This window comes from Spirosoma aureum, from assembly GCF_011604685.1.
GTDB classification, from domain to species: domain Bacteria; phylum Bacteroidota; class Bacteroidia; order Cytophagales; family Spirosomataceae; genus Spirosoma; species Spirosoma aureum.
Genome location: NZ_CP050063.1, coordinates 589,473 through 612,266 on the forward strand (window position 1 = coordinate 589,473; position 22,794 = coordinate 612,266).

Annotated in this window: 19 protein-coding genes and 1 pseudogene; 11 read left to right on the forward strand and 9 right to left on the reverse strand. The window is 45.2% G+C overall.

All coding sequences use genetic code 11. The features are described 5' to 3' along the window. Window positions 1–55 precede the first annotated feature (55 nt). Window positions 56–967 (reverse strand): DUF4249 domain-containing protein, encoded by a 912-nt coding sequence (locus tag G8759_RS02365; protein WP_167204860.1) that lies wholly within the window; start codon window positions 965–967, stop codon window positions 56–58. A gap of 69 nt (window positions 968–1,036) precedes the next feature. Continuing rightward, on the reverse strand, window positions 1,037–3,466 hold the full coding sequence (locus G8759_RS02370; RefSeq protein WP_167204862.1) for a TonB-dependent receptor: 2,430 nt from the start codon (window positions 3,464–3,466) through the stop codon (window positions 1,037–1,039). A 229-nt stretch (window positions 3,467–3,695) separates the two neighbouring features. Here G8759_RS02370 and G8759_RS02375 point away from each other — a divergent pair, with 229 nt between their 5' ends. Continuing rightward, window positions 3,696–4,550 carry a TraB/GumN family protein gene (locus tag G8759_RS02375; protein WP_167204864.1) on the forward strand — a complete coding sequence of 285 codons (855 nt, stop codon included), beginning with the start codon at window positions 3,696–3,698 and terminating at the stop codon, window positions 4,548–4,550. Between the two features lie 19 nt (window positions 4,551–4,569). Here the strand turns inward: G8759_RS02375 and G8759_RS02380 are convergent, their stop codons facing one another. Beyond that, entirely contained in the window at window positions 4,570–4,827 is a 258-nt protein-coding gene (locus tag G8759_RS02380; protein ID WP_167204866.1) for a hypothetical protein, read from the reverse strand. Window positions 4,828–4,953: 126 nt separating this feature from the next. Continuing rightward, window positions 4,954–7,872 (reverse strand): excinuclease ABC subunit UvrA, encoded by a 2,919-nt coding sequence (uvrA, locus tag G8759_RS02385; protein WP_167204868.1) that lies wholly within the window; start codon window positions 7,870–7,872, stop codon window positions 4,954–4,956. Window positions 7,873–8,034: 162 nt separating this feature from the next. Here uvrA and G8759_RS02390 point away from each other — a divergent pair, with 162 nt between their 5' ends. Further along, window positions 8,035–8,664, forward strand: a complete 630-nt coding sequence (locus G8759_RS02390; protein WP_167204870.1) for an MgtC/SapB family protein — start codon at window positions 8,035–8,037, stop codon at window positions 8,662–8,664. A gap of 101 nt (window positions 8,665–8,765) precedes the next feature. Further along, window positions 8,766–9,386, forward strand: a complete 621-nt coding sequence (locus G8759_RS02395) for a hypothetical protein (protein ID WP_162389459.1) — start codon at window positions 8,766–8,768, stop codon at window positions 9,384–9,386. Between the two features lie 64 nt (window positions 9,387–9,450). On the opposite strand, the gene G8759_RS02400 is transcribed toward G8759_RS02395, so the two are convergent. Then, on the reverse strand, window positions 9,451–10,332 hold the full coding sequence (locus tag G8759_RS02400; RefSeq protein ID WP_232074107.1) for an SGNH/GDSL hydrolase family protein: 882 nt from the start codon (window positions 10,330–10,332) through the stop codon (window positions 9,451–9,453). Between the two features lie 572 nt (window positions 10,333–10,904). On the opposite strand from G8759_RS02400, the gene G8759_RS02405 reads away from it, so the two are divergent. Together G8759_RS02405 and G8759_RS02410 are read left to right on the forward strand one after the other, a co-directional pair. Next, window positions 10,905–12,338, forward strand: coding sequence for an MBOAT family O-acyltransferase (locus G8759_RS02405; RefSeq protein WP_167204872.1), 1,434 nt, complete (start codon window positions 10,905–10,907; stop codon window positions 12,336–12,338). A 124-nt stretch (window positions 12,339–12,462) separates the two neighbouring features. After that, window positions 12,463–13,548, forward strand: coding sequence for an alginate O-acetyltransferase AlgX-related protein (locus G8759_RS02410; protein WP_167204874.1), 1,086 nt, complete (start codon window positions 12,463–12,465; stop codon window positions 13,546–13,548). 72 nt (window positions 13,549–13,620) lie between these two features. Here the strand turns inward: G8759_RS02410 and G8759_RS02415 are convergent, their stop codons facing one another. Beyond that, entirely contained in the window at window positions 13,621–15,285 is a 1,665-nt protein-coding gene (locus G8759_RS02415) for a GMC family oxidoreductase (RefSeq protein ID WP_167204876.1), read from the reverse strand. 249 nt (window positions 15,286–15,534) lie between these two features. Here G8759_RS02415 and G8759_RS02420 point away from each other — a divergent pair, with 249 nt between their 5' ends. Then, entirely contained in the window at window positions 15,535–16,341 is an 807-nt protein-coding gene (locus G8759_RS02420; protein ID WP_167204878.1) for an SMP-30/gluconolactonase/LRE family protein, read from the forward strand. A 60-nt stretch (window positions 16,342–16,401) separates the two neighbouring features. Here G8759_RS02420 and G8759_RS02425 read toward each other — a convergent pair whose 3' ends face one another. Together G8759_RS02425 and G8759_RS02430 are read right to left on the reverse strand one after the other, a co-directional pair. After that, window positions 16,402–17,064: a phosphatidylserine decarboxylase family protein gene (locus tag G8759_RS02425; protein ID WP_167204880.1), complete on the reverse strand. Its 663-nt coding sequence runs from the start codon at window positions 17,062–17,064 to the stop codon at window positions 16,402–16,404. Window positions 17,065–17,163: 99 nt separating this feature from the next. Then, on the reverse strand, window positions 17,164–18,438 hold the full coding sequence (locus G8759_RS02430; RefSeq protein ID WP_197933080.1) for a Glu/Leu/Phe/Val family dehydrogenase: 1,275 nt from the start codon (window positions 18,436–18,438) through the stop codon (window positions 17,164–17,166). A 332-nt stretch (window positions 18,439–18,770) separates the two neighbouring features. Between G8759_RS02430 and G8759_RS02435 the strand changes: the two genes are divergently transcribed. From G8759_RS02435 to G8759_RS02455, 5 genes and pseudogenes are all read left to right on the forward strand, one after another. Continuing rightward, the gene (locus tag G8759_RS02435; RefSeq protein WP_167204884.1) at window positions 18,771–19,157 is read left to right on the forward strand and encodes a TraR/DksA family transcriptional regulator; all 387 of its coding nucleotides are present in this window, start codon (window positions 18,771–18,773) and stop codon (window positions 19,155–19,157) included. Between the two features lie 439 nt (window positions 19,158–19,596). Continuing rightward, window positions 19,597–20,022: a phage holin family protein gene (locus G8759_RS02440; RefSeq protein ID WP_167204886.1), complete on the forward strand. Its 426-nt coding sequence runs from the start codon at window positions 19,597–19,599 to the stop codon at window positions 20,020–20,022. A gap of 44 nt (window positions 20,023–20,066) precedes the next feature. Next, entirely contained in the window at window positions 20,067–20,600 is a 534-nt protein-coding gene (locus G8759_RS02445; protein ID WP_167204888.1) for a hypothetical protein, read from the forward strand. Next, window positions 20,509–21,326 (forward strand): annotated as a pseudogene (locus tag G8759_RS02450) (geranylgeranylglyceryl/heptaprenylglyceryl phosphate synthase). The gene G8759_RS02445 and the pseudogene G8759_RS02450 overlap by 92 nt, the downstream one beginning before the upstream one ends. Window positions 21,327–21,329: 3 nt before the next feature. Continuing rightward, window positions 21,330–21,761: an energy transducer TonB gene (locus G8759_RS02455; protein ID WP_167204890.1), complete on the forward strand. Its 432-nt coding sequence runs from the start codon at window positions 21,330–21,332 to the stop codon at window positions 21,759–21,761. Window positions 21,762–21,840: 79 nt separating this feature from the next. Here the strand turns inward: G8759_RS02455 and G8759_RS02460 are convergent, their stop codons facing one another. Next, a complete protein-coding gene (locus G8759_RS02460) occupies window positions 21,841–22,767 on the reverse strand; it encodes an AraC family transcriptional regulator (protein ID WP_167204892.1) in 927 nt (308 codons plus the stop codon). Window positions 22,768–22,794: the final 27 nt, after the last annotated feature.

The window sequence follows — 22,794 nt, forward strand, 5'->3', positions numbered from 1 at the left end:
ATCGAATCAGTTGGCGAACTGACTTGATGACCCCAATCGCTGTTAGTATGTATTGTTAATCCGTGTCAGGTCGTAGATTTTCGGTTGCTACCCGTGCCGTACGACTGCGCACTGCTGACGTAATGAAGAAACCGACTGCCTTTCGTCCGCTGGCATTCGTATTGACGATATTCGTTGGCACATTCGTGGGAGGAGTGGCAAACAGCCCACCATTCGAGATCTGAGTTTGTAACTCTTCCCAGAAATCATACGCTTCCAGCGTCAGCGACTGCACTTCTACTTTGACCACATCGTCGAACGCATATAAACTATCTGGGTTTACTGACCGCCGGATGGGCAGAATAAACATTAGCCCATCCGTGTTCGCATTGCCCCGGAAAGCACCATCCTGTGTGGTAATAATGTCGCGGGCTTTGTTCTGTAAGGTGCCATTCCGAAAATAGCGAATCCGGTAATAATCCGTTGCACCCGGTAAATCCCGTGAATAAAATTCGGCCCGGTAACCTTCCGTTTTCGACAAGGGATTCAATTTCTTCTTGACAAACGTAATGGAATCGACCGCAGGGACACGATTTAGCTTCGAGGTAGACCGATAGACCTCATTTTGATACGCAATGTTGAGCTGATAGGTGCGGCCAATGTGCCCAAGCGTGTCGGTAGCTACTTTTGGTTGCCAGATGTAATAACCGTCGTTGTCGTTGTCAGTGAATGCGTATGTCTTGCCTGCATCATCAGATACCGTCACTGTCGCGCTTAGGGCGGCCGGTGGAGTGCTACTGTTAAAATAGGCTGCCGTTTGGGTTAGCCGAATGGTTTGCGGACCAGGCTGATCGGTGAGAGTGGCATCGACCGACAGTTGAATCGGGCCAGTGTCCAGCTTGGCATCAATAACCGTCTCGCAACCCGACACTGCGTATAGCGCGAGTAGGAAAACTGGAATCCTATATAAAAATGAGTATCGTTTCATTGTCTAAAATCGCGTATCAGGTTGTCAATTAATGGATTGCTTTACTTACTCGTCCCTTAATTGCTGGCGCTAGAATTTGAAGTTGTATGTTATGGATGGAATAACCGTCGCAAATACTGAATACTTAATCGCTTCGGTTACCCGAGGATTATCGGCGTTTGGCTGGAAATACACTGAAAATGGATTCTTACGGGCATACACGTTATAGACCGAAAATACCCAGTTATCGTCTTTGCGTTTACCGGGTCGTTTCCGTCCCTGCAAGGTTGCTGCCAGATCGAGCCGGTGATAAGCCGGAATCGTGTAGTTGTTACGGCCGTTATAAATAGGCGTTGTATAGTCCTGATACTCAAATCGGTTGGTTGGGAATGTGCCAGGTGTACCACTGGCCAGCGTAAACGTTGCCGAGAAGTTCCAGCGTTTTGCCTGTGGTGGATCGAAGAGCAGTACCGAGGTCAGCGTATGGCGTTTGTCGAAACGTGTTGGATACCAGTCGCCGTTGTTGATTCCGGCTACCTGCCGTTCCGTTTTTGCCAGTGTATAGCTAATCCAGCCATTAACCACGCCCGTGTTGCGTTTTACGTAAAATTCAGCGCCGTAGGCCCGGCCTTTGCCGCTCAGCAGATCGCCTTCCAGATACTTGTTCAGAATCAGGTTCGCTCCATCAATGTAATCAATCTGGTTCTGGAGCCACTTGTAATACACTTCAACCGACGCTTCAAATTCGCGGCCCGATCGGCCAAAATTCTTAAAGTAGCCACCCGCAATCTGATCCGCAATCTGCGGCTGAATGTTGTTGGTCGATGGTGTCCAGATATCTAAGGGCGTTGAAGCCGTTGTGTTCGAAACAAGGTGGATATATTGAGCCAGCCGATTATAGCTCAACTTAAACGAGCTATTATTTGCCATTTCATACTTGGCGGCAAAACGGGGTTCCCAGTTGCCATAAGTCTGGATTGTGTTCCGACCCTTATAATCGACGGTCGTAAGTACCGTTCGCCGTTCGCCAACAGGCACATCCGTTTGGAAAATATAGGCTTCGCCCGGCCCAATATAGTTAAACAATGAATAGCGCAGGCCATACTGGAGCTGCAATTTTGACGTTACCTGCTGCTCGTTGCCGATGTAAAGCGCATTTTCCAGTCCATACTTACTTTCCAGCCCGAACGTCCGGATACTGCCCGAACTGGCAGCTGTGGCCATACCCGGCTGGAAATCGTGCAAAATGGACTGGCCTCCGAAGGTAATGGTGCTCTTCCCGAGGAATAAGGAGAAATCAGGTTTCAGACTATAATCGACAATTCGGGAATCGGTACGGAAAAAGTCATTCGGCTTTTTTCGCTTCAGATCGGAGTCGAGCGAGTAGTCGTAATTGCTATAGTAAGCCGTCGTATTCAAAAATAACCGGTCGCTGAAAACGTGGTTCCAGCGGGCCGAAACGGTTGTGTTGCCCCAGTTAAATCCAAAATCTGAACCAAATACATCGCGACCCAGATAGCCCGATAAATACACGATATTCTTATCATTGATCCGGTAGTTTCCTTTCGACGTCAGGTCATAAAAGTAGAATTTAGACCCTCTCAGATCTTTGTTCAAAAACGGCTGAGCCAGAATATCGGCATACGAACGACGGCCTGCAATGATAAATGAACCTTTCCCTTTAAAAAGCGGACGTTCGTATGATAATCGACTAAATATCAGCCCTATGCCTCCGTTTAACTCCGGTTTTTTGGCGTTGCCTTCTTTCAGGCGAACATCAAGAATGGAGGCAATTCGACCGCCATAGTTAGATGGAATACCACCCTTGATGAGCTTTACATCTTTGACCGCGTCGGGATTGAACACCGAGAAGAAACCAAACAGGTGCGACGAATTATAGACCGGTGCTTCATCCAGGAGCACCAGATTCTGATCGATACTGCCGCCCCGAACATTAAATCCGGTAGCCCCTTCGCCAACCGTCGATACGCCGGGCAACAGCTGAATACTCCGGATTACATCAACCTCACCAAGCAGGGCCGGGATACGTTTTAGTGTTTTAACGTCAATCTGGTTGACGCTCATGGCAATGTTCTTGACGTTATCGTCTTCGCGCTTGGTCGAAACCACTACCTCCTGTAGCTGCTTGCCTTCTTCGCTCAACTCAAGATTGAGCCGAACGTTCTGGTCGGTCAACGCTACCGTCCTGCTTTGTTTTTCATAACCTACATAAGAAATAACGAGGTTATATGTGCCCGGTGGCACGGTTATGGCATAGAAACCATAGTTGTTGGTAACTGCGCCAGTGCCTGTCTCTTTCACATAAACGGATACGCCGATCAAGCCCTCCCCGTTAGCTGCATCTTTTACATACCCACTCACGGTGAGTTGTGCCGGGGCTAATTTGCCAATGCTACCTGCCTGATTCGTTGCATTCTGACTGGCCTGCGCTCGTACCGTAACGCTACTGGTTACAGCAAGAAATAGGCAAAAGAGCCTAATAAATACATTGTTTTTCATTCGGTTGTTAGTAAATTACCTGGCTGGTGGTTTTGCCAGAATAGCTTTAGCTGATGGAGTCGTAAAAGTAGATACGTGCCAGTTGGGCTTTTCAAAAAAATAGATAAACCGACGAAATTAAGGGGTGAACGGCACTGTTTTTTGTATTAAATTAATAATACAGCTTTCTGCCCGAAAGAATTGAGGTTTACAGAAGGTTCGCTTTTTGACCCATTTATCATAGACTATCATGCGTTTTTTCATTTTTGTTCTACTGTTATTGCCCAGGTTTTCCGTTGCCCAATCCTTATTGTGGGAAGTTTCCGGCAATGGTCTCAAACAGCCTTCCTATCTGTTTGGAACCTATCATATTCTAAAGGACAGTTATCTCGACAAAACCCCTACGGTGCAAAACGCTTTTAATTTGGCTCAGGGAATTGTCGTCGAAACAACCGTCGATTCGGCGGCTATGCTGAGTATGGCGATGCGGGCAATCATGCCCGACAATAGTTTGAAGAAATTGCTTTCAGAGGCTGACTATCAGCTGGTAAGCGACGAATTTAAAAAGAACACGGGATACGATCTGACTATGTTTAATCAGATGAAACCTATAATGACGGCCACGACGCTAAGCTTAAGTTACGCCGAAAAAGAAGTCGATACGCTCAGTAAATTCAGCGGGCTACCGCTCGATCTGTATTTCGCTATGGAAGCGAAAAAGCGAAAAAAAGTGCTGACTCCGCTCGAAACGATGGAGCAGCAAATGGCTTTCCTGTTCGATCATGATCCCGTTGAAAAACAAGCCGCGGATCTGGTCAGAATGGTCAAGGAAAAAAAGACAATGCAGGGCCAGAGTAAGCGGCTGACAGATTTATACCTGGCTGGTGATCTGAACGGTATGTGGAAGTTGAGCCAGGAGTATGAAGAAAAATACGGCGATCTGTCGTATCTGGTGAATGAGCGTAACCAGACCTGGATGGGCAAACTGCCCACGCTGATGGCACTTCGGCCAACCTTCGTGGCTGTTGGTGCACTCCACCTGCCCGGCCCCAGCGGATTGATTACACTGTTACGCAATGCCGGATTTCAGGTAAAACCTTTGTGAGCGCCTGAGCTTTACGCGCTCAATACAATTCAAATGGAATGAGAAAAATCGGGTCTTTGTGCTCCCTGATGAGTTGCATAATATTTTCGTCATCGGGCCGAAGCTCATCGAATAAATCGTCGCCAAACTGATTGCCAGAAATGACAATGACCGTGTCTGGATTTAGGGTATTGAGTTTATACTCATACCCGTCTATATTGGTCATGGGGAAATTGTAACTGGCTGGTTCTCCTGTAATTGGGCAGATCTCGAAGCGTTCTACTTCTGCGTTTAGCATTCCCATCCGAATAGAATTTTTTGCGGAAAATTGATGAGAATCCTGAAGACTTCCTACCCGATCGGGCAGGAAGTCCTTAAACTTAACAGAAAGATAATAGCCTCTAACTCGCTGAACCTACGAATACTATACTTTTCCCCGCAGGTAGTCAGCAGTATAGTTTCCTTCGGGTAGTTTGACCATTTCTTCGGGAGTTCCCGTAAACGTGATATAACCGCCAGTGTCTCCACCTTCCGGGCCGAGGTCAATAATATAGTCAGCACTTTTAATGACTTCCATGTTGTGCTCGATAATGATAACCGAGTCACCCTGATCGACAAGAGCATTGATCGCCGACAGTAATTTTCGGATATCATGAAAATGAAGCCCGGTTGTCGGTTCGTCAAAAATGAATAGCGTGCTGCCTTTGTTGGGATTACCCTTACCCAGGAAGGATGCCAGCTTTACACGCTGGGCTTCACCGCCAGAAAGCGTATTGGACGACTGACCAAGGCCGATATAACCCAAACCAACATCCTGCAATGGCCGTAATTTATCGGCCATTTTAGGGTCTGCTTTTCGGAAGAAGTCGATGGCTTCATCCACGGTCATGTCTAAAATGTCAGAAACATTTTTGTCCTGTAAGGTGACCTCCAGTATTTCCTGCTTGAAACGTTTGCCGCCACAGCCCTCACATTTGAGGTAAATGTCGGCCATAAACTGCATCTCGATTTTCACTTCGCCTTCGCCCTGGCATACTTCGCAGCGACCACCATCGACATTAAAGGAAAAATGACTTGGTTTGTAGGCACGTGATTTGGAAAGAGGCTGATCGGCCATAACCTGCCGCAGGTAATCATACGCTTTGATATAGGTTACCGGGTTTGATCGACTCGATTTGCCAATTGGATTCTGGTCAATCATTTCAATAGCCGACACGCGGCTGAGTGAACCACCCAGGCTATCATATTTTCCGGCTTCTTCTGCTGCATCGCCCTTTTCCCGCATCAAAGCCGGATAGAGTACTTTTCGAATCAGCGTACTCTTGCCTGAACCCGATACACCCGTTACGACCGTAAGTGTATTGAGCGGGAACCGCACATCTACGTCTTTGAGATTATTCTCACGGGCTCCTTTCAGTTCAATAAAGTTCGTCGCTTTTCGACGGAATGTGGGCACTTCAACCGTCTCGCGTCCGGTTAGAAAATCGAGGGTATGCGATTGCATAGATTGAGCAGGCTCATGACCATTCTCCGTATTCGAGGCTTCGTGCCCTACGCTCTGCATAATCTGCTCCCACGTTCCCTGAAACACCAGATGGCCACCAAGTGAACCGGCATCAGGTCCAATATCAATAAGCTGGTCGGCGGCTCGCATTACTTCTTCTTCGTGCTCAACAACGATGACCGTGTTGCCCATATCACGCAAGGATTCCAGAACGCTGACCAGCCGCTTCGTATCACGTGGATGAAGGCCAATACTGGGTTCATCGAGAATATACATTGAACCGACCAAGGCCGAGCCAAGCGATGTAGCGAGCTTGATGCGCTGATATTCGCCACCAGACAGCGAATTGGTTAGACGGTTGAGGGTCAGGTAACCCAGTCCAACGCGTTCCATGTAATTCAGCCGGTTACGAATCTCGATCAGGATGCGATTGGCTACCTGTTGCTGATGCGAAGGAAGCTGTATCTCGTGAAAGAATGCCGTTACCTGCGTAATAGGCATCAAAACCAGATCAGTAATTGACTTCCCGGCTACCTTTACATAGCCCGCATCCTTACGCAAACGCGAACCCCGACATTCCGGGCAGGTTGTTTTTCCTCGATAACGTGATAACATCACGCGGTACTGTACCTTGAAGGTTTGACTTTCAACGTAGTCGAAAAAAGAATTCAACCCATCGAAATAGGCGTTGCCCGACCAGAGCAGTTCCTGTTCGGCGGGAGTAAGGTCTTTATAAGGACGGTGAATCGGGAAATCGAAGCGAATGCCATTCTTAAGCAATGGCTTCAAAAACTCCTCGCTCATTTTCTCACTGCGCCAGGGGGCTATCGCTCCCTCAAAAACCGAAAGATTTTTATCCGGTATAACCAGATCAGGGTCAATACCCAACACTTTTCCGAATCCATCGCACCGTCGGCAGGCACCGTATGGATTATTGAAGGTAAACAGGTTTACACTCGGCTCTTCGAAGACAATACCGTCTAATTCAAATTTATCGGAGAAAACGCGTGATTCGCCTAATTCGCCGGACCGGCCAACAATCTCTACCCGGCAAGTGCCTTCGCCTTCGTTAAAAGCCGTCTGAACAGAATCGGAAAAACGATATTGATTATCTTCGTCGGGATTGCCATTATCGTCGTAGATAACAGTGCCGCGGTCGATGAGAATTTCCAGAGAGGAGTGGGGTAAATTAACTTTATCCGCATTTTCGCCTTCCAGAAAATCTTCGATTTGCAAGACTTGTCCATCGGCTACAATTCGGGTATAGCCTTTCTGGAGCAGGATCGTCAACTCATAGATCAGCGTTCTACCCTCCCGAATACGTAGCGGAGCCAAAATCATAACCCGTTGGCCTGCCTCAAAACTGTACATGAAGTTGACAACGTCCGTAACCGTATCTTTACGCACTTCATATCCTGATACGGGCGAATAGGTAGTGCCGGCCCGCGCAAACAGAAGTTTTAGATAGTCATAAATTTCAGTCGAGGTTCCAACCGTAGAGCGGGGGTTTCGGGTCGATACCTTTTGTTCGATGGCAATGGCTGGCGAAACACCCTTGATGTATTCGACCTCGGGTTTTTCCATCCGGCCCAGAAACTGTCGGGCATAACTGCTCAGGCTTTCGACATACATGCGTTGCCCCTCGGCAAACAACGTGTCGAAGGCAAGCGATGATTTTCCGGAACCAGACAGACCCGTGAGAACAACTAATTTATTGCGTGGAATGGCAACATCAATTCCTTTCAGATTATGTACTTTCGCCCCCTTAATGATAATAAACTGTTTGGGGTCAAGGTGATCAACCGACTGTTGTTGTTCGGTGTTCGTGGTTGGAGTCATTCTAAGTCAGTAGGGTAAACTCTATCTAAATTTTAACGGTTTATTTGAAAATATGGTTTCTCTGGACCGATATTCTTAAGATGACTTCTGCCAGGATTGATCAGCCTTTTGTCGATAAATGCAACAACCAGGCATTTACTGCCGTATTAGGTAACGAAAGCAATGGATTTCGTCATAGAAGACATTATTAGCTTAACTGCTGCATTGGTTATTGGTGGCCTGATTGGGGCTGAGCGTGAGTATCATGGCAAATCAGCGGGTTTTCGAACCATGATTATGATTTGTGTTGGTTCTGCATTATTCACGCTTATCTCCGGCCGTATCGGGAATTCCGGTGATCGTATTGCTGCTAACATTGTCAATGGAATTGGCTTTCTGGGGGCCGGCATCATCTTTCGGGAAGATAATCGGGTAAAAGGTCTCACGACAGCAGCTACTGTTTGGGCGGTATCGGCGTTAGGTATGTGCGTAGGCAGCGGCCACTACGATATTGCTATTACAGGATTTGTGCTTATTATGTGTTCACTTTTGTTGCTGACTGGTTTAACCAAACAAATTCAGAAGTTTAACCAGACCCGTGACTATAAAATCGTGACCCAGTTTCGAAACCGGACACTGGATGAGTACGAAACATTTTTTGAAACGTGTAACCTCTCACCAACACTGAGGCATCAGCAACGGATTGGAACAGAAATCGCGGGCCATTGGCGGGTGCACGGAGCCGTAAAGAATCATGAAAAATGTATTAAACATCTGCTAAACGATCCCGAAGTAAAAGAATTTACCTTTTGATTTCGTTACTTTCGGGACGCTGGATAGCAAGATGTCAACTAAGTCAACTAATCGTGTTTTATTCATAGTCTAAGCCAGCTTCTTTTTTATATAAATCTATCATGAGTCATATCCAAAAGTTACTGTTTATCATAGCGTTATTAAGCAGTAGCGTTGCTTTCGGGCAACTCACAGAAGATCCTGAAGACCGCCGTGATCAGGGTAAAGATCCTTTTAAAACACAAACTGTAGATGGGCAGCCGTTACCCTTTTCGCAGCGACTACGGTTTGGCGGGGGTATTAACGGTTTCCGGTTCGGCAATCCATTTAGTTTAGGTGTGTCGCCGGTTGTTGGTTACCAGGCCACCGAGCGCCTTATTGTCGGTATTGGAGGAACATACAATTACACCCATTATAAAGCCCCTTATTATACACCGACCACCTACAACCAGTTTGGTGTAAGAGGCTTTGCGATGTATGAATTTATTCCGTCTATTTTGCCAAATCTATATTTGCATGGTGAGGTAGAAAATAGCTCTATTCAGGTTAAAGACGACCAAACCAGCCGATCAAATAGTGTAGGTGTAACGGCGCCTTTGGTTGGTCTTACGTATTCGCAGCCTATTTCCCGCCGGTTTGGCGTAAATCTAACCGCACTTTATAACCTGAATTATAACGATCCACAGGGCGTTTCACAATACATTTATGGCAGCCCGCTGGTTATTCGGTTATCATTCTTTTGAGGAAAATACCCCTCTAATAAAAAAAGCATCGCTCCTGTGGCGATGCTTTTTTTATTAGAACGACTTATGGGATTTTTTGCCAGATCAGATCAGCGATGCGTAGCATACCCAGATCGTTGGGATGGGCCGCCACGCCCGGATTGGTGTACTGGCTGGCAAAGTATTTACTCTGAGGGACCATTTCGCTTAGGTCTACTAATGGATAGCCTTTTTCGAGCGTAACTTTTCGGATAATGGCATCTGCCTGAGGGCGCGGCCATACGCTGGTTGTGCAGACGATTTTAGCGGGTTGTGCATACGAGGCAAATTTATCGAGCAACGCGCGAAATTGTTTTTCAAAGTTACGGCCCCCCAGAACCTCTCCTTCGTCAACGTTTTCGCCAATACGAACGATAATCAGGTCTGGTTTAAATACTTGTAAAGGCTCATTAAATTCGTCAAGGCTATAGGTTGCCAGTCCAAATTCACGCTCAAAATTACCGCCGTTCTGGAGTTTAATGCTCACCTTGGGATATAGGGTTGCTAAATGACTCGTCAGTAAATGAACAAAGTCTTTCTCCGGAGCTGAGGCCGCCATACCATTCGTATTATACCAGCCAAGTTCGGGAGCTGGCCCATGACTCATAATACTATTACCGATAACCAGCATTCGCTGGAAGTAAGGCACGTAATTTGCCTGTGCTACTGCAGAAACCAGATCGTTGACACGAGTTCGGGCAAGAATAACATTACTACTGAAAACGGGAACCTGATTGCCGACGGTCCATGCTTTTCCATTATCGTATGAATACTCAATCAGGGCTCCAGAGGGCATATCTGTAGCACTTATTGGGATTTTGGTGCCATAGGCAATACTATCGTTCGTCAGGCTAAAAACAGGGATAGGAAGCCCCTGTGGCACTGTTGTCGGTGGTTTATGAGTGGGATTGACTTTGGTAACTGTCACGCAATCAGGTGTAGTGCAGTCAGTAGCGGGTGGTTTAGTTGGCTTTGTAAGCTGATTGATCGATTCAAGCTGGGTGCAACCAGGTAGCCAATAACTTACACTGATAGAAAGCAGTATCAGGGATGCATAGTGCAAACTGAGCCTATTAATCCTATAATTTCTTAATCCCTTGTGCACCAATATTGTTAGCGTTATAGTAAAAGCAGTGTCACTAAAAATATGCCAATTGTTTGTATTATTTAAAAAAAATTGAATATTACGATGCACATTTAAGCAAAAAACAGCAATGACTTGTGATATTTTTTTTGCCAATGTACTCATAATCATAAGATTGTTGTAGAGTCAGGTTGTTTTATGTACCTGCAAAAAAAATTACTTTTGGACTAAATTACAGCTGTGGGAAAAATTTTCACAGATTTTGAGCAATAAGTTTTCACGGGACGTGATGACTCTCTATTCACTCAAAAAAAGTAAGCAATATGTTTTTCAGTTTCTGACAGATATCCTAGTGCTGAAATCTTTATCAGGTGACTTGCCTGAGACGATTTCTATGCTTTGTAAATAAGAGGTTTATGCTTTTCAGTTCGGCTATTTTTCTGTTTTTATATCTGCCAACTTTTCTGGTTATTTATTATATAATACCCAGGGATTGGCGCAATGCTTTTTTGTTTTTTGCAAGTCTGTTTTTTTATGCCTGGGGTGAAACTCTGGTTGTGCTGATTTTATTGCTATCTGCTTTTATTAATTTCTTTGCCGGGAGACTTATTGAGCAGGGGCAACGTAAGACTGGCCTGTTACTTTCCCTGATTGGAAGCCTCTCTTTGTTAGTATATTATAAATATGCTAACTTCCTGTTTAACTCATTAAAGAGTATTGCTAAATTATTGATGATACCGGGCGCTGATGAAATTAATCTGGCCGAAATCGCACTTCCAATTGGCATTAGTTTCTATACGTTTCAGGGAATTTCTTACACCCTAGATATATACTGGGGGCATATTCGGGCTAATCGGAATTTTCTGGATTATGGAACGTATGTAGCCATGTTTCCACACCAGATTGCCGGCCCGATTGTCCGTTATGCAGATATTGCGCCTGAGTTGACGAAGCGCACTGTAACCATCGAAAAATTTGGTAGTGGAGCAGAACGATTCATTATTGGATTGGCTAAAAAAATTCTGATAGCCAATACATTTGCTGGTGTCGCTGATGTCATTTTCAGTGCGCCAACTACCAGTTATTCGACTGCAACGGCCTGGCTGGGTATTGTATTTTATGCACTCCAGATCTATTACGATTTTTCTGGCTACTCAGATATGGCTATTGGCCTGGGCAAGATGCTGGGCTTCGATTTTAAAGAGAATTTCAATTACCCATACATAGCTCATTCCGTTCAGGATTTCTGGCGTCGGTGGCATATTTCATTATCAAGTTGGTTTAGAGATTATCTTTACATTCCATTAGGAGGTAATCGGAGAAGCAGGGTTCGTGTTTATGGTAACTTGCTACTAGTTTTTTTCATAACAGGACTGTGGCATGGCGCTAGCTGGAATTTTATCGTCTGGGGACTATATCATGGTCTATTTCTGCTTATTGAGCGGGCTGGCCTCAGTAAGCGACTGTTACGGGTATGGCCACCTGTTGCGCATGTTTATACTCTACTGGTGGTCTTAGTAGGCTGGGTGTTTTTCAGGATTGATAATTTGTCTGATGCGATTAACTATTTGCAGAAAATGATAGGTGTAGGCCCAGTTGTAACCGTTGAAGCGTTCGCGCCTTCATACTTTATGAATATAGAGACAGTAGTAATACTGCTATTGGGCATATTACTGGCCACACCGATATATAATCGTTTTCATCAATGGTGGATGCGTCGGGCTCCTTATTTTCCTGCCCGGTTAGTATCTGATTCATTGTATACAGTTGGCCTGCTTGCCCTATTCGTAACAACCATTATGTATCTGGCTGCCGATACATATAATCCGTTTATTTATTTTCGATTTTAAGCCTTTTTATAGAGGGCCTGAAGATCAAATTTTGTAATAAAGCCGAGGTATGGTTAGCTCAGTTCCACATAAAATTAAAAAGCCAAACCCAAAGGCAATCATAAAAAAAACGTACGTTTTTTTTATGATTGCCTTTGGGTTTGGAACATTACTATTATTCCCAATAATTGATCAATGCCTGGACTTATCGGCCGGGTTTAAAAGTACAGAAAAGCGTATTCTTGCTCCGTTTCCAACGTTTAGATTTCCTCATGTTAAATCATATATTCACGAATTTGATGAGTATTATAAAGAGAATTTCGGGTGGCGTAATGCACTTTTTCATGTCTATAGCTATTGGAAATTAGTAATCCTTGGTCAATCGCCGTTACCCGAAAAAGTTGTAGTTGGTAAACACGGCTGGTTTTATCCCGGAAATAGCCTCAATCATGCGGTTGATAAACATCGAGGCTTATTGCCAATGTCGCAAAGTTCTATGCATGCCATAGGCCAGAGATTAAGCCATTTTCAAAAGCAACTAGCTAAACACGGAACGCGATTATATGTCCTCGTTGCTCCTGATTCTTATACTATCTATCCTGAAAATTTACCCGACTACATTCACGAGAATGGGCCGTCTAATCTCGATTTATTTAAACAATACCTGACTCGGCATACGACTGTGCCATTCATTGATATCCGTAACGCGCTGCGAATGGCTAAAAAAAACCATGTCGTTTACTCGCAAACTGATACACATTGGAATGACTACGGATCGTTAATCGCTTCGTTAACTGTTGTTGATTACGTTAAAAAAGACTTCCCTCAGTTAACCGATGCGAAGCTATCTGATTATCGAGTGAAAGCAACGAATGGTATGGGAGGGGATTTAGTAACCATGCTAGCCTTAAATAAGGAGCTGAAAGATTCGGTTGTCTATAGAATTACGCCAATTCCTTCTTTAGCCGCCCGGCAAATAGAAAATACGCCGAATGCCGATATGAACTTACCCTCTTCGCGATTTATCGGACAGAAACCTACTCTACCTAAACTATTATTAATTGGCGATTCGTTTAGTTTTAGCATGAATCAATTTATCCCGAATCATTTTGGGGAATCCTATCTGGTGCGTAGCAATCGGTTTAAAATGGACCTGGTTCAGAATGAGCATCCCGATATTGTCGTGCTTGAGATTGTTGAGCGAAATATAGACTTATTAGCGAGCTATTGATCTAATTTATAGAGGTTTGCATATTAATTCGTAGTAAAAATATAATGCTGCAAAAACGAATTGAAAAATAGTTTATGACTCCGAAAGGATGTGTTTCGGTAGTTTCATCATTGGTTTTCCTAAAATTAGATCAGCCGCTTTTTCTGCAATCATAATGACAGGCGCATTCGTATTGCCGGATACGATGGTTGGCATAATGGAGGCATCAACGACCCGTAATCCCTCAACTCCCCGAACGCGCAGATTCGTATCAACTACAGCCATTTCATCCTGATCTGGGCCCATCTTGCAGGTGCCTACCGGGTGATACACTGTTTCAAGCTGTTGCAGGATATGTTGCCAGAGTGCATCATCGGAGCTATAATCGGTGGGTGTCTGAATCCGAAGCCGGTACGAATCGAAGGCGTCTGCCTGCATGACGGTTAATGCCTGCCGAATACCGTTGATGAGCACCATTTTGTCATCTTCATGCTCCAGGTAGTTAGGCTGGATCAAGGGGGCGTCAAGTGGGTTATTTGACCGTAATCCGACATACCCTACACTTTTGGGCTTCAATAAGGTAGGCAGGATCGTATAACCGTCGGTGGTGGGGTATGTTGTCAGGTCGTACACGTCGGTTGTGTAGTCGTCGCCCATATGAATCGGAGCGAAGTGAAACTGCAGATTGGGGCGATCCTGCGATGGGTCCGTTTTCAGAAAAGCGACTGCTTCGAGTGGGCTAACCGTAAATGGCCCCTTCCCGAACAGAAAATATTGACCTATAGCCTTCAATTGATTGACCGGCTTAAGGTGAAAATTTGACGAAACGCCCCGTTGCGAACACAGGCTACTGACACCCGTAAAAAGATGATCCTGTAAATTCTGCCCCACACCATTGAGTTCTTTCTTTACGGCAATTTTCCCCTGGCGCAATGCATCGACTGGGCCGATTCCTGAAAGCATGAGCAATTGGGGAGACTGAAACGCTCCCGCTGATAGAATAACTTCTTTGGTTGCGGTCGCTATTTGAGTCTGATTTTTACCCGTTATGAATTCAACACCCGTTGCCCGGTCATTTTTTAGTAAAATCTGCTTCGTTAACGCATGTGTGATTACTGTCAGATTTGATCGGCTTAGCACCGGTTTTAAAAAGGCTGAAGCCGCACTGTGGCGTTTGCCATCTTTAATGGTAAACTGGAAGAACCCCGTTCCTTCCTGCTCTTTCCCATTATAATCCTGATTCTCGCGGATACCCGCCTGAATACAGGATTTAACGAAAGCACCAGCCAGGGGCGTTTTGTACCTGGTCGCATAGGTCACGTTTAAGAGCCCTTCATGGCCATGATAAAAAGAATCTAACTGACTAAACTGCTCATTGTGTTCCGACCGGATAAAATAAGGTAGAACGTCAGCATAGCCCCATCCTTTATTTCCTCCATGTGTCGCCCAATCGTTGTAATCAAGCCGGTTACCACGGACGTAAGCCATTGCATTGGTCGAACTACATCCTCCAAGTGTTTTACCGCGTGGCTGATACATTCGGCGGCCATTAAGTGCTAATTGGGGTTCCGTCCAGAAACCCCAGTCAACTGCGGTCCCATTCAGCTTTGTATAAGCCGCCGGAATACGAATCTCCATCTTTTTGTCTGGACCGCCTGCCTCCAGAAGAAGTACAGACAGGGATGGATCAACAGAAAGTCGATTGGCCAGTACACAACCCGCTGAACCCGCTCCAATAATAATGTAGTCGAATGTCATACGAATGAATTGAGATGGAGGATGAAGATACAAATAAATCTTGGTAAAATTATGTATTACGGTTGTCGGTTATTTTTAAAAAGCTTTGTTTTTCAGAATGTTATAGGCAGAAAGTATGTCGTTTAAAAGATTTCTTAAACAAAGTCCGGGCATTCGAACTTTTTCATGTGAACGGATAGTCGTTTATATGACCTGATCCGTTGACAACGGCAACCTTGAAAAACTTATCGAATTAAATGAAAGGAACGTATGGACGAAATACGTGTACTGGCAACAGGATTACGCTTTCCCGAAGGTCCGGTGTTTGATGAAGATGGATGTCTTTGGTGCGTAGAGCAGGAAGGAGAGGGGTTATTTTGCCGGGATTCAACTGGGGAAACCCTGCGAATCAAGACGGGAGGACGACCTAATGGAGCCGCAGTTCGTGATGGTTATATCTGGTTTTGCGATTCAGGCCAGCATTCGATTCGGCGGTTAAATAGTAAAACGAAACAAATAGAAACGATCATCGATCGAATAGGTGCTGAACGGCTACAATGGCCGAATGATCTGCATTTTGACCACCTGGGAAATTTACTCTTTACCTGCCCTGGTGCCCCCGACGACGATGAGACAGGGTATGTTGGCGTTTATTCGCGGGAGGGATTGGCCGAGATTATTGCTGACGGATTGAATTACCCTAATGGATTGACCATACTGCCCGATAATCAGACATTACTTATCGGTGAAACCCACCGGCAGCGTATCTGGCAGGGGTATTGGGATGCTACGAGTCTAAGCTGGGAGAATATCAGTGTATGGACGTCGGTTATTGACGTTCCCGATGGAGACTCGATTCCGGGGCCCGATGGATTTACGGTTGGGCCTGATGGGAATATATACGTAGCCGTATATGGGGCCGGTGTAATCCGGGTATTTTCGCCAGATGGAAACCTGGAGAAAGAGATCAAATTGCCCGGTCAGAATCCATCCAATTGCGTATTCGATCCTGCCGGTGATTTAGGCCTGGTTGTTACTGAAACAGAGCGAGGAGAATTGCTGAGCCTTCGTGTATAGCGATAGTATTTATTCTGGATGCCTGGTTCATATCGCTCAACTTCCGGCATCCAGAAGGCTTTATTTTAATTCAGCCAGCACAGTGACTCCTCCTTTTGTTTTATCGCCGATCTTTACATTGATTTCGGCGTCAAGAGGGAGGAATACATCAACACGCGAGCCAAATTTAATGAAGCCCATTTCGTCGCCCTGCTTAACAGGTTGTCCTTCTTTCACATACCAGATGATACGCCGGGCAACCGCTCCTGCAATTTGTCGGAAAAGAACCTCAGCGCCATTCGCAGCTTGAATGACAATCGTAGTCCGTTCATTTTCGGTACTCGATTTTGGATGCCAGGCTACCAGATACTTTCCTGGATAATACTTGAAATAGCGGACGATGCCCGTTATGGGGTTTCTGTTTACGTGCACATTTAAGGGCGACATAAAGATTGACACCTGCCGCCGAGGAGACTTAAAGTATTCGTCTTCGCTGGTTTCTTCAATGACTACGACAGTACCATCAGCTGGTGCGATCACCTGCGATTCGTGAACAGTTAATTGCCGGGTCGGTACACGAAAAAACTGTACAATCAGCCCAAACAGAATTAAGCTGGCTATGGCTAATAGCGTGATGGCAGTTGAATTATCGGAGAATAGATAAAAATATGCCAGTAGGTTCAAGGCCAGCAAAACCAGCCCTGTGGTAATCATTATGGTGTAACCTTCGCGGTGTAAGCGCATGGAAAGAGATATGATGTGAACTATATGATGTATTTCTGATGCATCATGAATGAGCAAAATTATACATCATATAGTACACATCATACATTTTAGAGAAAATCAATAACCGCCACGGAATTTATAGGTACTGGACACTTTGTCGATCGCTACGATATAAGCAGCTAAACGGAGAGGTACCTGATACCGTTGAGAGGTTTCGAATACACGATCGAAGGCATCTTTCATCACTCGGTCGGCCCGGCGATTAATACGGTCCAGCGTCCATTTGTAACCAATTCGGTTTTGAACCCATTCAAAATAGGAAACCGTAACTCCTCCGGCATTAGCCAGAATATCGGGAACAACCAGAATGCCTTTACTATTAATAATTTCATCGGCTGAAGCCGAGGTTGGGCCGTTTGCTCCTTCAACGATCATGCGAGCCTGTATTGAAGCCGCATTGTCATCCGTGATCACATCTTCTTTGGCCGCTGGCACTAACACATCAACGGCCAGCGAGAGTAGTTCTTCATTTGATATTTTCTCCGCTCCACTAAAACCTTCGAGTGTGCCTTTATTCCCATTCCGATACGTTACGGCTGCCGTAATGTCAATACCCGATGCATTGTAATACCCGCCAGAAATATCGCTGATGGCAACTACCGTAACTCCCCGTTCATGGAGAAGTTCTGCCGCAAACGAACCGACGTTACCAAAGCCCTGTACGGCAGCTGTAGCCCGATACGGATTCATGCGCAGTTTGTCCATTGCAGACAGTGCTGCTACCGTAACACCACGCCCGGTGGCTTCTGTTCGGCCAAGGGAGCCACCCAGCACTAATGGTTTGCCTGTCACTACGTTGTTGACAGTCATGCCTTTCGCTTTTGAGTATTCATCAACAATCCAGGCCATTTCGCGAGGTCCTGTACCCATGTCAGGGGCTGGGATATCGCGGTCAGGCCCAATCACGTCGAGCATAGCAACCGTGTATTGCCGGATAAGGCGTTCAATTTCTCCTGCCGACATGTCGCGTGGGTTACAGGCAATACCGCCCTTAGCGCCACCATAGGGAATATCAACGACGGCGCATTTCCAGGTCATCCAGGCGGCTAATGCCCGAACCTCATCCAGATTTACTGCCGGATCAAGGCGAATACCGCCTTTGGCTGGTCCCAGAATGTTGGAGTGAATAACTCGATAACCCTCAAAAACTTTGATGGCGCCGTTGTCCATCGTAACGGGCAACCCAACAATAACTTGTCGGGCTGGTACTTTCAGGATATCATACATTTCGTCCGAAATGCCCAGAAGACGGGCGGCCGCATCAAATCGCGACATCATGGACTCAAGTGGATTTTCTTTATCTTTTATTGGGGCTGGTTCAATGTATGCCATGGCCATAGTTTTACTTCACTCTGTTAAACCATTTCTATTGATGAAGTGTGTCACAAAATTAATTAAAAGCGATGTATTATTATGAAAGGTATATTTTTTCTCAAATTAATCTAAAATTTATTTCCCAATAATAATTCACTACTCAGGTCAACACCAAAATTGTAATTTCCTGATATTCGCCTGTGCGAAAGAAAAATCGGGGATATAAAGAAATGGCAGTTTAATAAAAATTATAAGAAAAGATATTCTTGTCTGTCGATACATTGAAAATCAGGTCAGAAAGCATTAATTTTGGGAATTATTACACACCCTGTTTATTACAGCTATTAACTATGGTTCAGGAAGAAAAAAAACGCTACTCGGAAGAAGACCTTAAAGAGTTCGAAGAACTGATCGGTCAGAAACTTGAAGCGACCCGTAGTGAGTTGAATTATATTAAGGAAACACTTAGCAAACGCAACGATAGTGGTACCGATAATACATCAGGCAATTCTAAATTGCTTGAAGATGGTGCCGATACCAGCGAACGTGAAAACCTTAGTCAGTTAGCAGCTCGGCTACAAAAATTTACGCAGCAATTAGACGCGGCTATGGTACGGATTAAAAATGGAACCTACGGGATCTGTAAGGATACCGGAAAACTGATTCCAAAAGAGCGTCTCCGCGCAGTACCGCATACGCAACAAACGATAGAGGCCAAGTTGCGCCAGTCAAACTAACGTTTGATGTGATTGGAAGTTTTCGTAAACCTGTCATCATTTAAGATGGACAGTATACCCTTCTGACGCCTATAAGTAAGGATTTTCAAAAGGTCTGGTAGTTAATCTGCCAGACCTTTTGTATTTAATAGATCTAGGTCTTTCGCAAAGAGCCGGGCCACGGTTACTATTGATGGATAAATAAACCGTGGCCCGGCTCTTTGCGAAAGGCCTACTTAAAAATGTCTTGTTTATAGCTAGCGTTTTTACAGTTACGCAATTAAATTAACAACAAATGCCTCAGTCTAATCCGATACGGATTACGACCTTAAAAATACACCGGCAATCTTGAGCTAACGGCAGCATTACAAAGCGATTAGATGGTCAGAAATGGACAATTTCTGAACAAAATGGACGGTTTTTTGTAAATAACGCAGAGCAAATCTAAACATCGACAATCATGCTGGAACGCCTGGAAGAAATTCGGGAAAATATCTTCCGCTATCTGGAGGCTCGAATCGAGCTATTTACGCTTGAAACAAGAGGCAAAGTGGAAGAAGGAGTTGTGGTCGGTATTCATGGTATTGTGCTGGCACTTCTAAGCACGATGACGATCATATTCTTATTTAGTTTGCTGGCTGCGTACCTGAATGAGGTGACAAATAGCCGGTACATGGGTTTTGTGATAGTAGCCGTTTTTTTTCTTTTATTGACAATAATTTGGGCTACAGCCAGCGGTTTTGTTAAATCGAAAATACGGGTAGCGGCCTATAAAGCCATTAAAAAAAGTCAGGAAAAAAAGGCAGAAGAAAAATCAGAAGCCATTCATGAGTTAATGGAAAAAACGCGTGCGAGCCTGAACGAAAGTAGTCGCTATCCTGAATAACTAATTGATTATAAGTTACATATACCAAGTCGAAAAGAAAAATTATGGAAGATCCTAAGGTTCCTTTTGCTGATACGACAGCTCGTCGGGCGCAGTTAATGGCTGCTACCGAGCGATTCAAATCATCAATTACTGATAGTGTTGATTCGATGAAAGACGATGCAGCCGAAATCGGGAAAACTGCCGCGTTTGTAGCGGGTGTTGGTTTAGCCGTATATTTGGTCGTAAATGCCATCCTGCCTAAGTCAGATGAGTACCGACGCGCCGAAAAATATGGCGAGCCAGATGAGGATATTGACTACGAAGAGGAGTATGATGAAGAGGAACCATCGACGCATCCAACTCATAAGGCAATAAAGCAGCAGGCGAAAAAGACACAAAAAACAGCAGCAGCGAGTGGCTTAATCGGTGGTTTGATAACTACCGTTTTAACAAATATTGCTCGTGAGCAGCTAACCGGCTTTTTAGCCCGTATCCGTCAGAATAATGCGATCAACCCAACCGCAGACCCCACGATTGGAAGCCAATACCACGAAAAGGCACCCACTAAGCCTGCAGACTACTCTACGCACTTATAAATCATTGGGCCGGAAAGCATTTGCTGTCTTGCTCGATCCGGATAAGATCGAGCAAGACGAGCTTTCGGCTCTATTAGATCGTACGAACCAGCATTCTATTGATTTTTTTCTGGTTGGTGGTAGTTTAGTTACTGATTACGTACACAAAGAGATCATTGCTACTATTCGCGAGCACACCGACATACCCGTAGTGCTGTTTCCTGGGAACCCACTACATATCGAACCGTCGGCCGATGCTATTCTTCTGCTCTCGCTTATTTCAGGCCGAAATCCCGAATTTCTAATTGGTCAGCATGTTATTGCGGCCCCGCTACTCAAGAGAAGTGGTCTGGAAATATTATCTACCGGTTATATGCTGGTCGATAGTGGTACGCAAACAACGGTTTCGTACATCAGTGGAACGACCCCATTACCGCACGATAAGCCTGATGTTGCCGCTTGCACAGCAATGGCAGGAGAAATGCTGGGGTTACAATTAATTTATTTAGACGCAGGTAGTGGGGCTCGTTGGCCAGTCCCGACAGACATGATTGCTGCTGTTCGGGCTGTAGTTGATGTCCCGATACTAGTGGGGGCGGTATCAATTCCGGTGAGAAAGCATACAATGCGTTGAAAGCCGGTGCCGATGTGATCGTTGTCGGAAACGGTATCGAACATAATCCGGAGTTGTTGCCTGAGTTGTCGGCCATCGTACACGCGTTTAACCAATCAGTCGTACAAGCTTAATCCATGAAAACTTTTGTAATTGCCTTCTTGTGCCTTATGGGTACGACCGGCCTACTTCCGTCAACGGGTGCTTTCGCTCAAACGCACAGCCAGTTAGTCTATACTACCGTTGAGCGTCAGCCTGAATTTCCGGGTGGTAAAGCTGCCCTGAGCCGCTATCTGGCAGAAAATATTCGTTTTCCGAGTTCATTGATGCGGAAAAATCAAAATACGGGTCCGGTTGCGGCCAAATTTATTGTTGACAAAGATGGCAGCGTGCATGATGTGCGGATCTCAACAAAACCACTTGACAAAAAAGCGCAGAAGGGAATGGAAGACTTTATGACAACCATTATTGCGGCTATCGAGCAAATGCCTCGCTGGCGTCCGGGTGAAGTAAAAGGAGAACCTGTTGCCGTCTTCTATACGCTGCCAATAGAAGTTAATATGCAGTAAGGCAACAATCCACTTTCATTGGATAGATTGCAATCTGCCCAATGAAAGTGGATTGTCTATTTTTATCCAGCAACTGACGTTAGACGTTCATCAGCGATTCGCGACGACGCATCTTGCCAGCTGGAATACCAAACATCATCTTGAATCGACGGCAGAAGTAAGCGGTATCTTTATACCCTACTTCAGCCCCAATGGCCCGGATACTCTTTTTGCTTGTACGCAAAAGGCCCACAGCCGCTTCCATCCGTTGGTACTCTATATAATCCTGCGGATTGATACCCGTCAGCATTTTAAAGTACTGTCCTACATAATCTTCAGAAACGTTGGCGACGTTAGCCAGCACCTTGTTTGACAGATCGCCCCCCAGATTTTCCTTGATATAAGCGAAAATATCGATTAAGCGCGGGTCTTTAAAATAAGTACTATTGGTAACCAGCTGCTCAACAAACAGACGATTTTTCAGAATGTACCGAACAACTTCAATGACTATTTCTTCGGTCTTGATCTTAACGATACGTCCTTTTCCGGCCAGATCAGTCATGTCTTCAGCCAGAATCTGGTCGATTGTATTGGCCAGATGATCTTCGCGCTTAATGATGAACGGAGGCACATCAAGCGAGTTGAAAAAGTTTACTGAATCGAAGACCTTGGCCTCAAAGGACACATAGCCAAATGAATTAGGCAGATGGCCAATGAGCTTGGGATCGTGATTCCCTTCCCAGTACGATTCCCGGTGCGTCATAAACTCCTCATTCGAGACAGTTTTAGAGCTGGTGGGGTCTCCGTAGGTAACCGTGACATGCTTTCCTCCCGGAATGAACAGCATATCGCCTACCTCAACCTTAACCCGGTCTTCGCCGATCGACACTTCGCCATTATATAAGATCAGCAGTGTATTCTCAACATCATAAAAGTTTTTGATGGTGATCGGCTGCAAAATCCGAATGTTACGGGCCTTAATAAATTTTACGCCCAGCGATTCAATTATTTTATTGTAGTCTTCCATAGCTGAAAGTAGAGTGCGTGTGAATGC

Excerpts from the sequence above, each read along its gene's own strand:
- G8759_RS02365 (WP_167204860.1), bottom strand. The coding sequence starts at position 967 with ATGAAACGATACTCATTTTTATATAGGATTCCAGTTTTCCTACTCGCG.
- G8759_RS02370 (WP_167204862.1), bottom strand. The coding sequence starts at position 3,466 with ATGAAAAACAATGTATTTATTAGGCTCTTTTGCCTATTTCTTGCTGTA.
- G8759_RS02375 (WP_167204864.1), top strand. The coding sequence starts at position 3,696 with ATGCGTTTTTTCATTTTTGTTCTACTGTTATTGCCCAGGTTTTCCGTT.
- G8759_RS02380 (WP_167204866.1), bottom strand. The coding sequence starts at position 4,827 with ATGCTAAACGCAGAAGTAGAACGCTTCGAGATCTGCCCAATTACAGGA.
- uvrA (WP_167204868.1), bottom strand. The coding sequence starts at position 7,872 with ATGACTCCAACCACGAACACCGAACAACAACAGTCGGTTGATCACCTT.
- G8759_RS02390 (WP_167204870.1), top strand. The coding sequence starts at position 8,035 with ATGGATTTCGTCATAGAAGACATTATTAGCTTAACTGCTGCATTGGTT.
- G8759_RS02395 (WP_162389459.1), top strand. The coding sequence starts at position 8,766 with ATGAGTCATATCCAAAAGTTACTGTTTATCATAGCGTTATTAAGCAGT.
- G8759_RS02405 (WP_167204872.1), top strand. The coding sequence starts at position 10,905 with ATGCTTTTCAGTTCGGCTATTTTTCTGTTTTTATATCTGCCAACTTTT.
- G8759_RS02410 (WP_167204874.1), top strand. The coding sequence starts at position 12,463 with ATGATTGCCTTTGGGTTTGGAACATTACTATTATTCCCAATAATTGAT.
- G8759_RS02415 (WP_167204876.1), bottom strand. The coding sequence starts at position 15,285 with ATGACATTCGACTACATTATTATTGGAGCGGGTTCAGCGGGTTGTGTA.
- G8759_RS02420 (WP_167204878.1), top strand. The coding sequence starts at position 15,535 with ATGGACGAAATACGTGTACTGGCAACAGGATTACGCTTTCCCGAAGGT.
- G8759_RS02425 (WP_167204880.1), bottom strand. The coding sequence starts at position 17,064 with ATGCGCTTACACCGCGAAGGTTACACCATAATGATTACCACAGGGCTG.
- G8759_RS02430 (WP_197933080.1), bottom strand. The coding sequence starts at position 18,438 with ATGGCATACATTGAACCAGCCCCAATAAAAGATAAAGAAAATCCACTT.
- G8759_RS02435 (WP_167204884.1), top strand. The coding sequence starts at position 18,771 with ATGGTTCAGGAAGAAAAAAAACGCTACTCGGAAGAAGACCTTAAAGAG.
- G8759_RS02440 (WP_167204886.1), top strand. The coding sequence starts at position 19,597 with ATGCTGGAACGCCTGGAAGAAATTCGGGAAAATATCTTCCGCTATCTG.
- G8759_RS02445 (WP_167204888.1), top strand. The coding sequence starts at position 20,067 with ATGGAAGATCCTAAGGTTCCTTTTGCTGATACGACAGCTCGTCGGGCG.
- G8759_RS02455 (WP_167204890.1), top strand. The coding sequence starts at position 21,330 with ATGAAAACTTTTGTAATTGCCTTCTTGTGCCTTATGGGTACGACCGGC.
- G8759_RS02460 (WP_167204892.1), bottom strand. The coding sequence starts at position 22,767 with ATGGAAGACTACAATAAAATAATTGAATCGCTGGGCGTAAAATTTATT.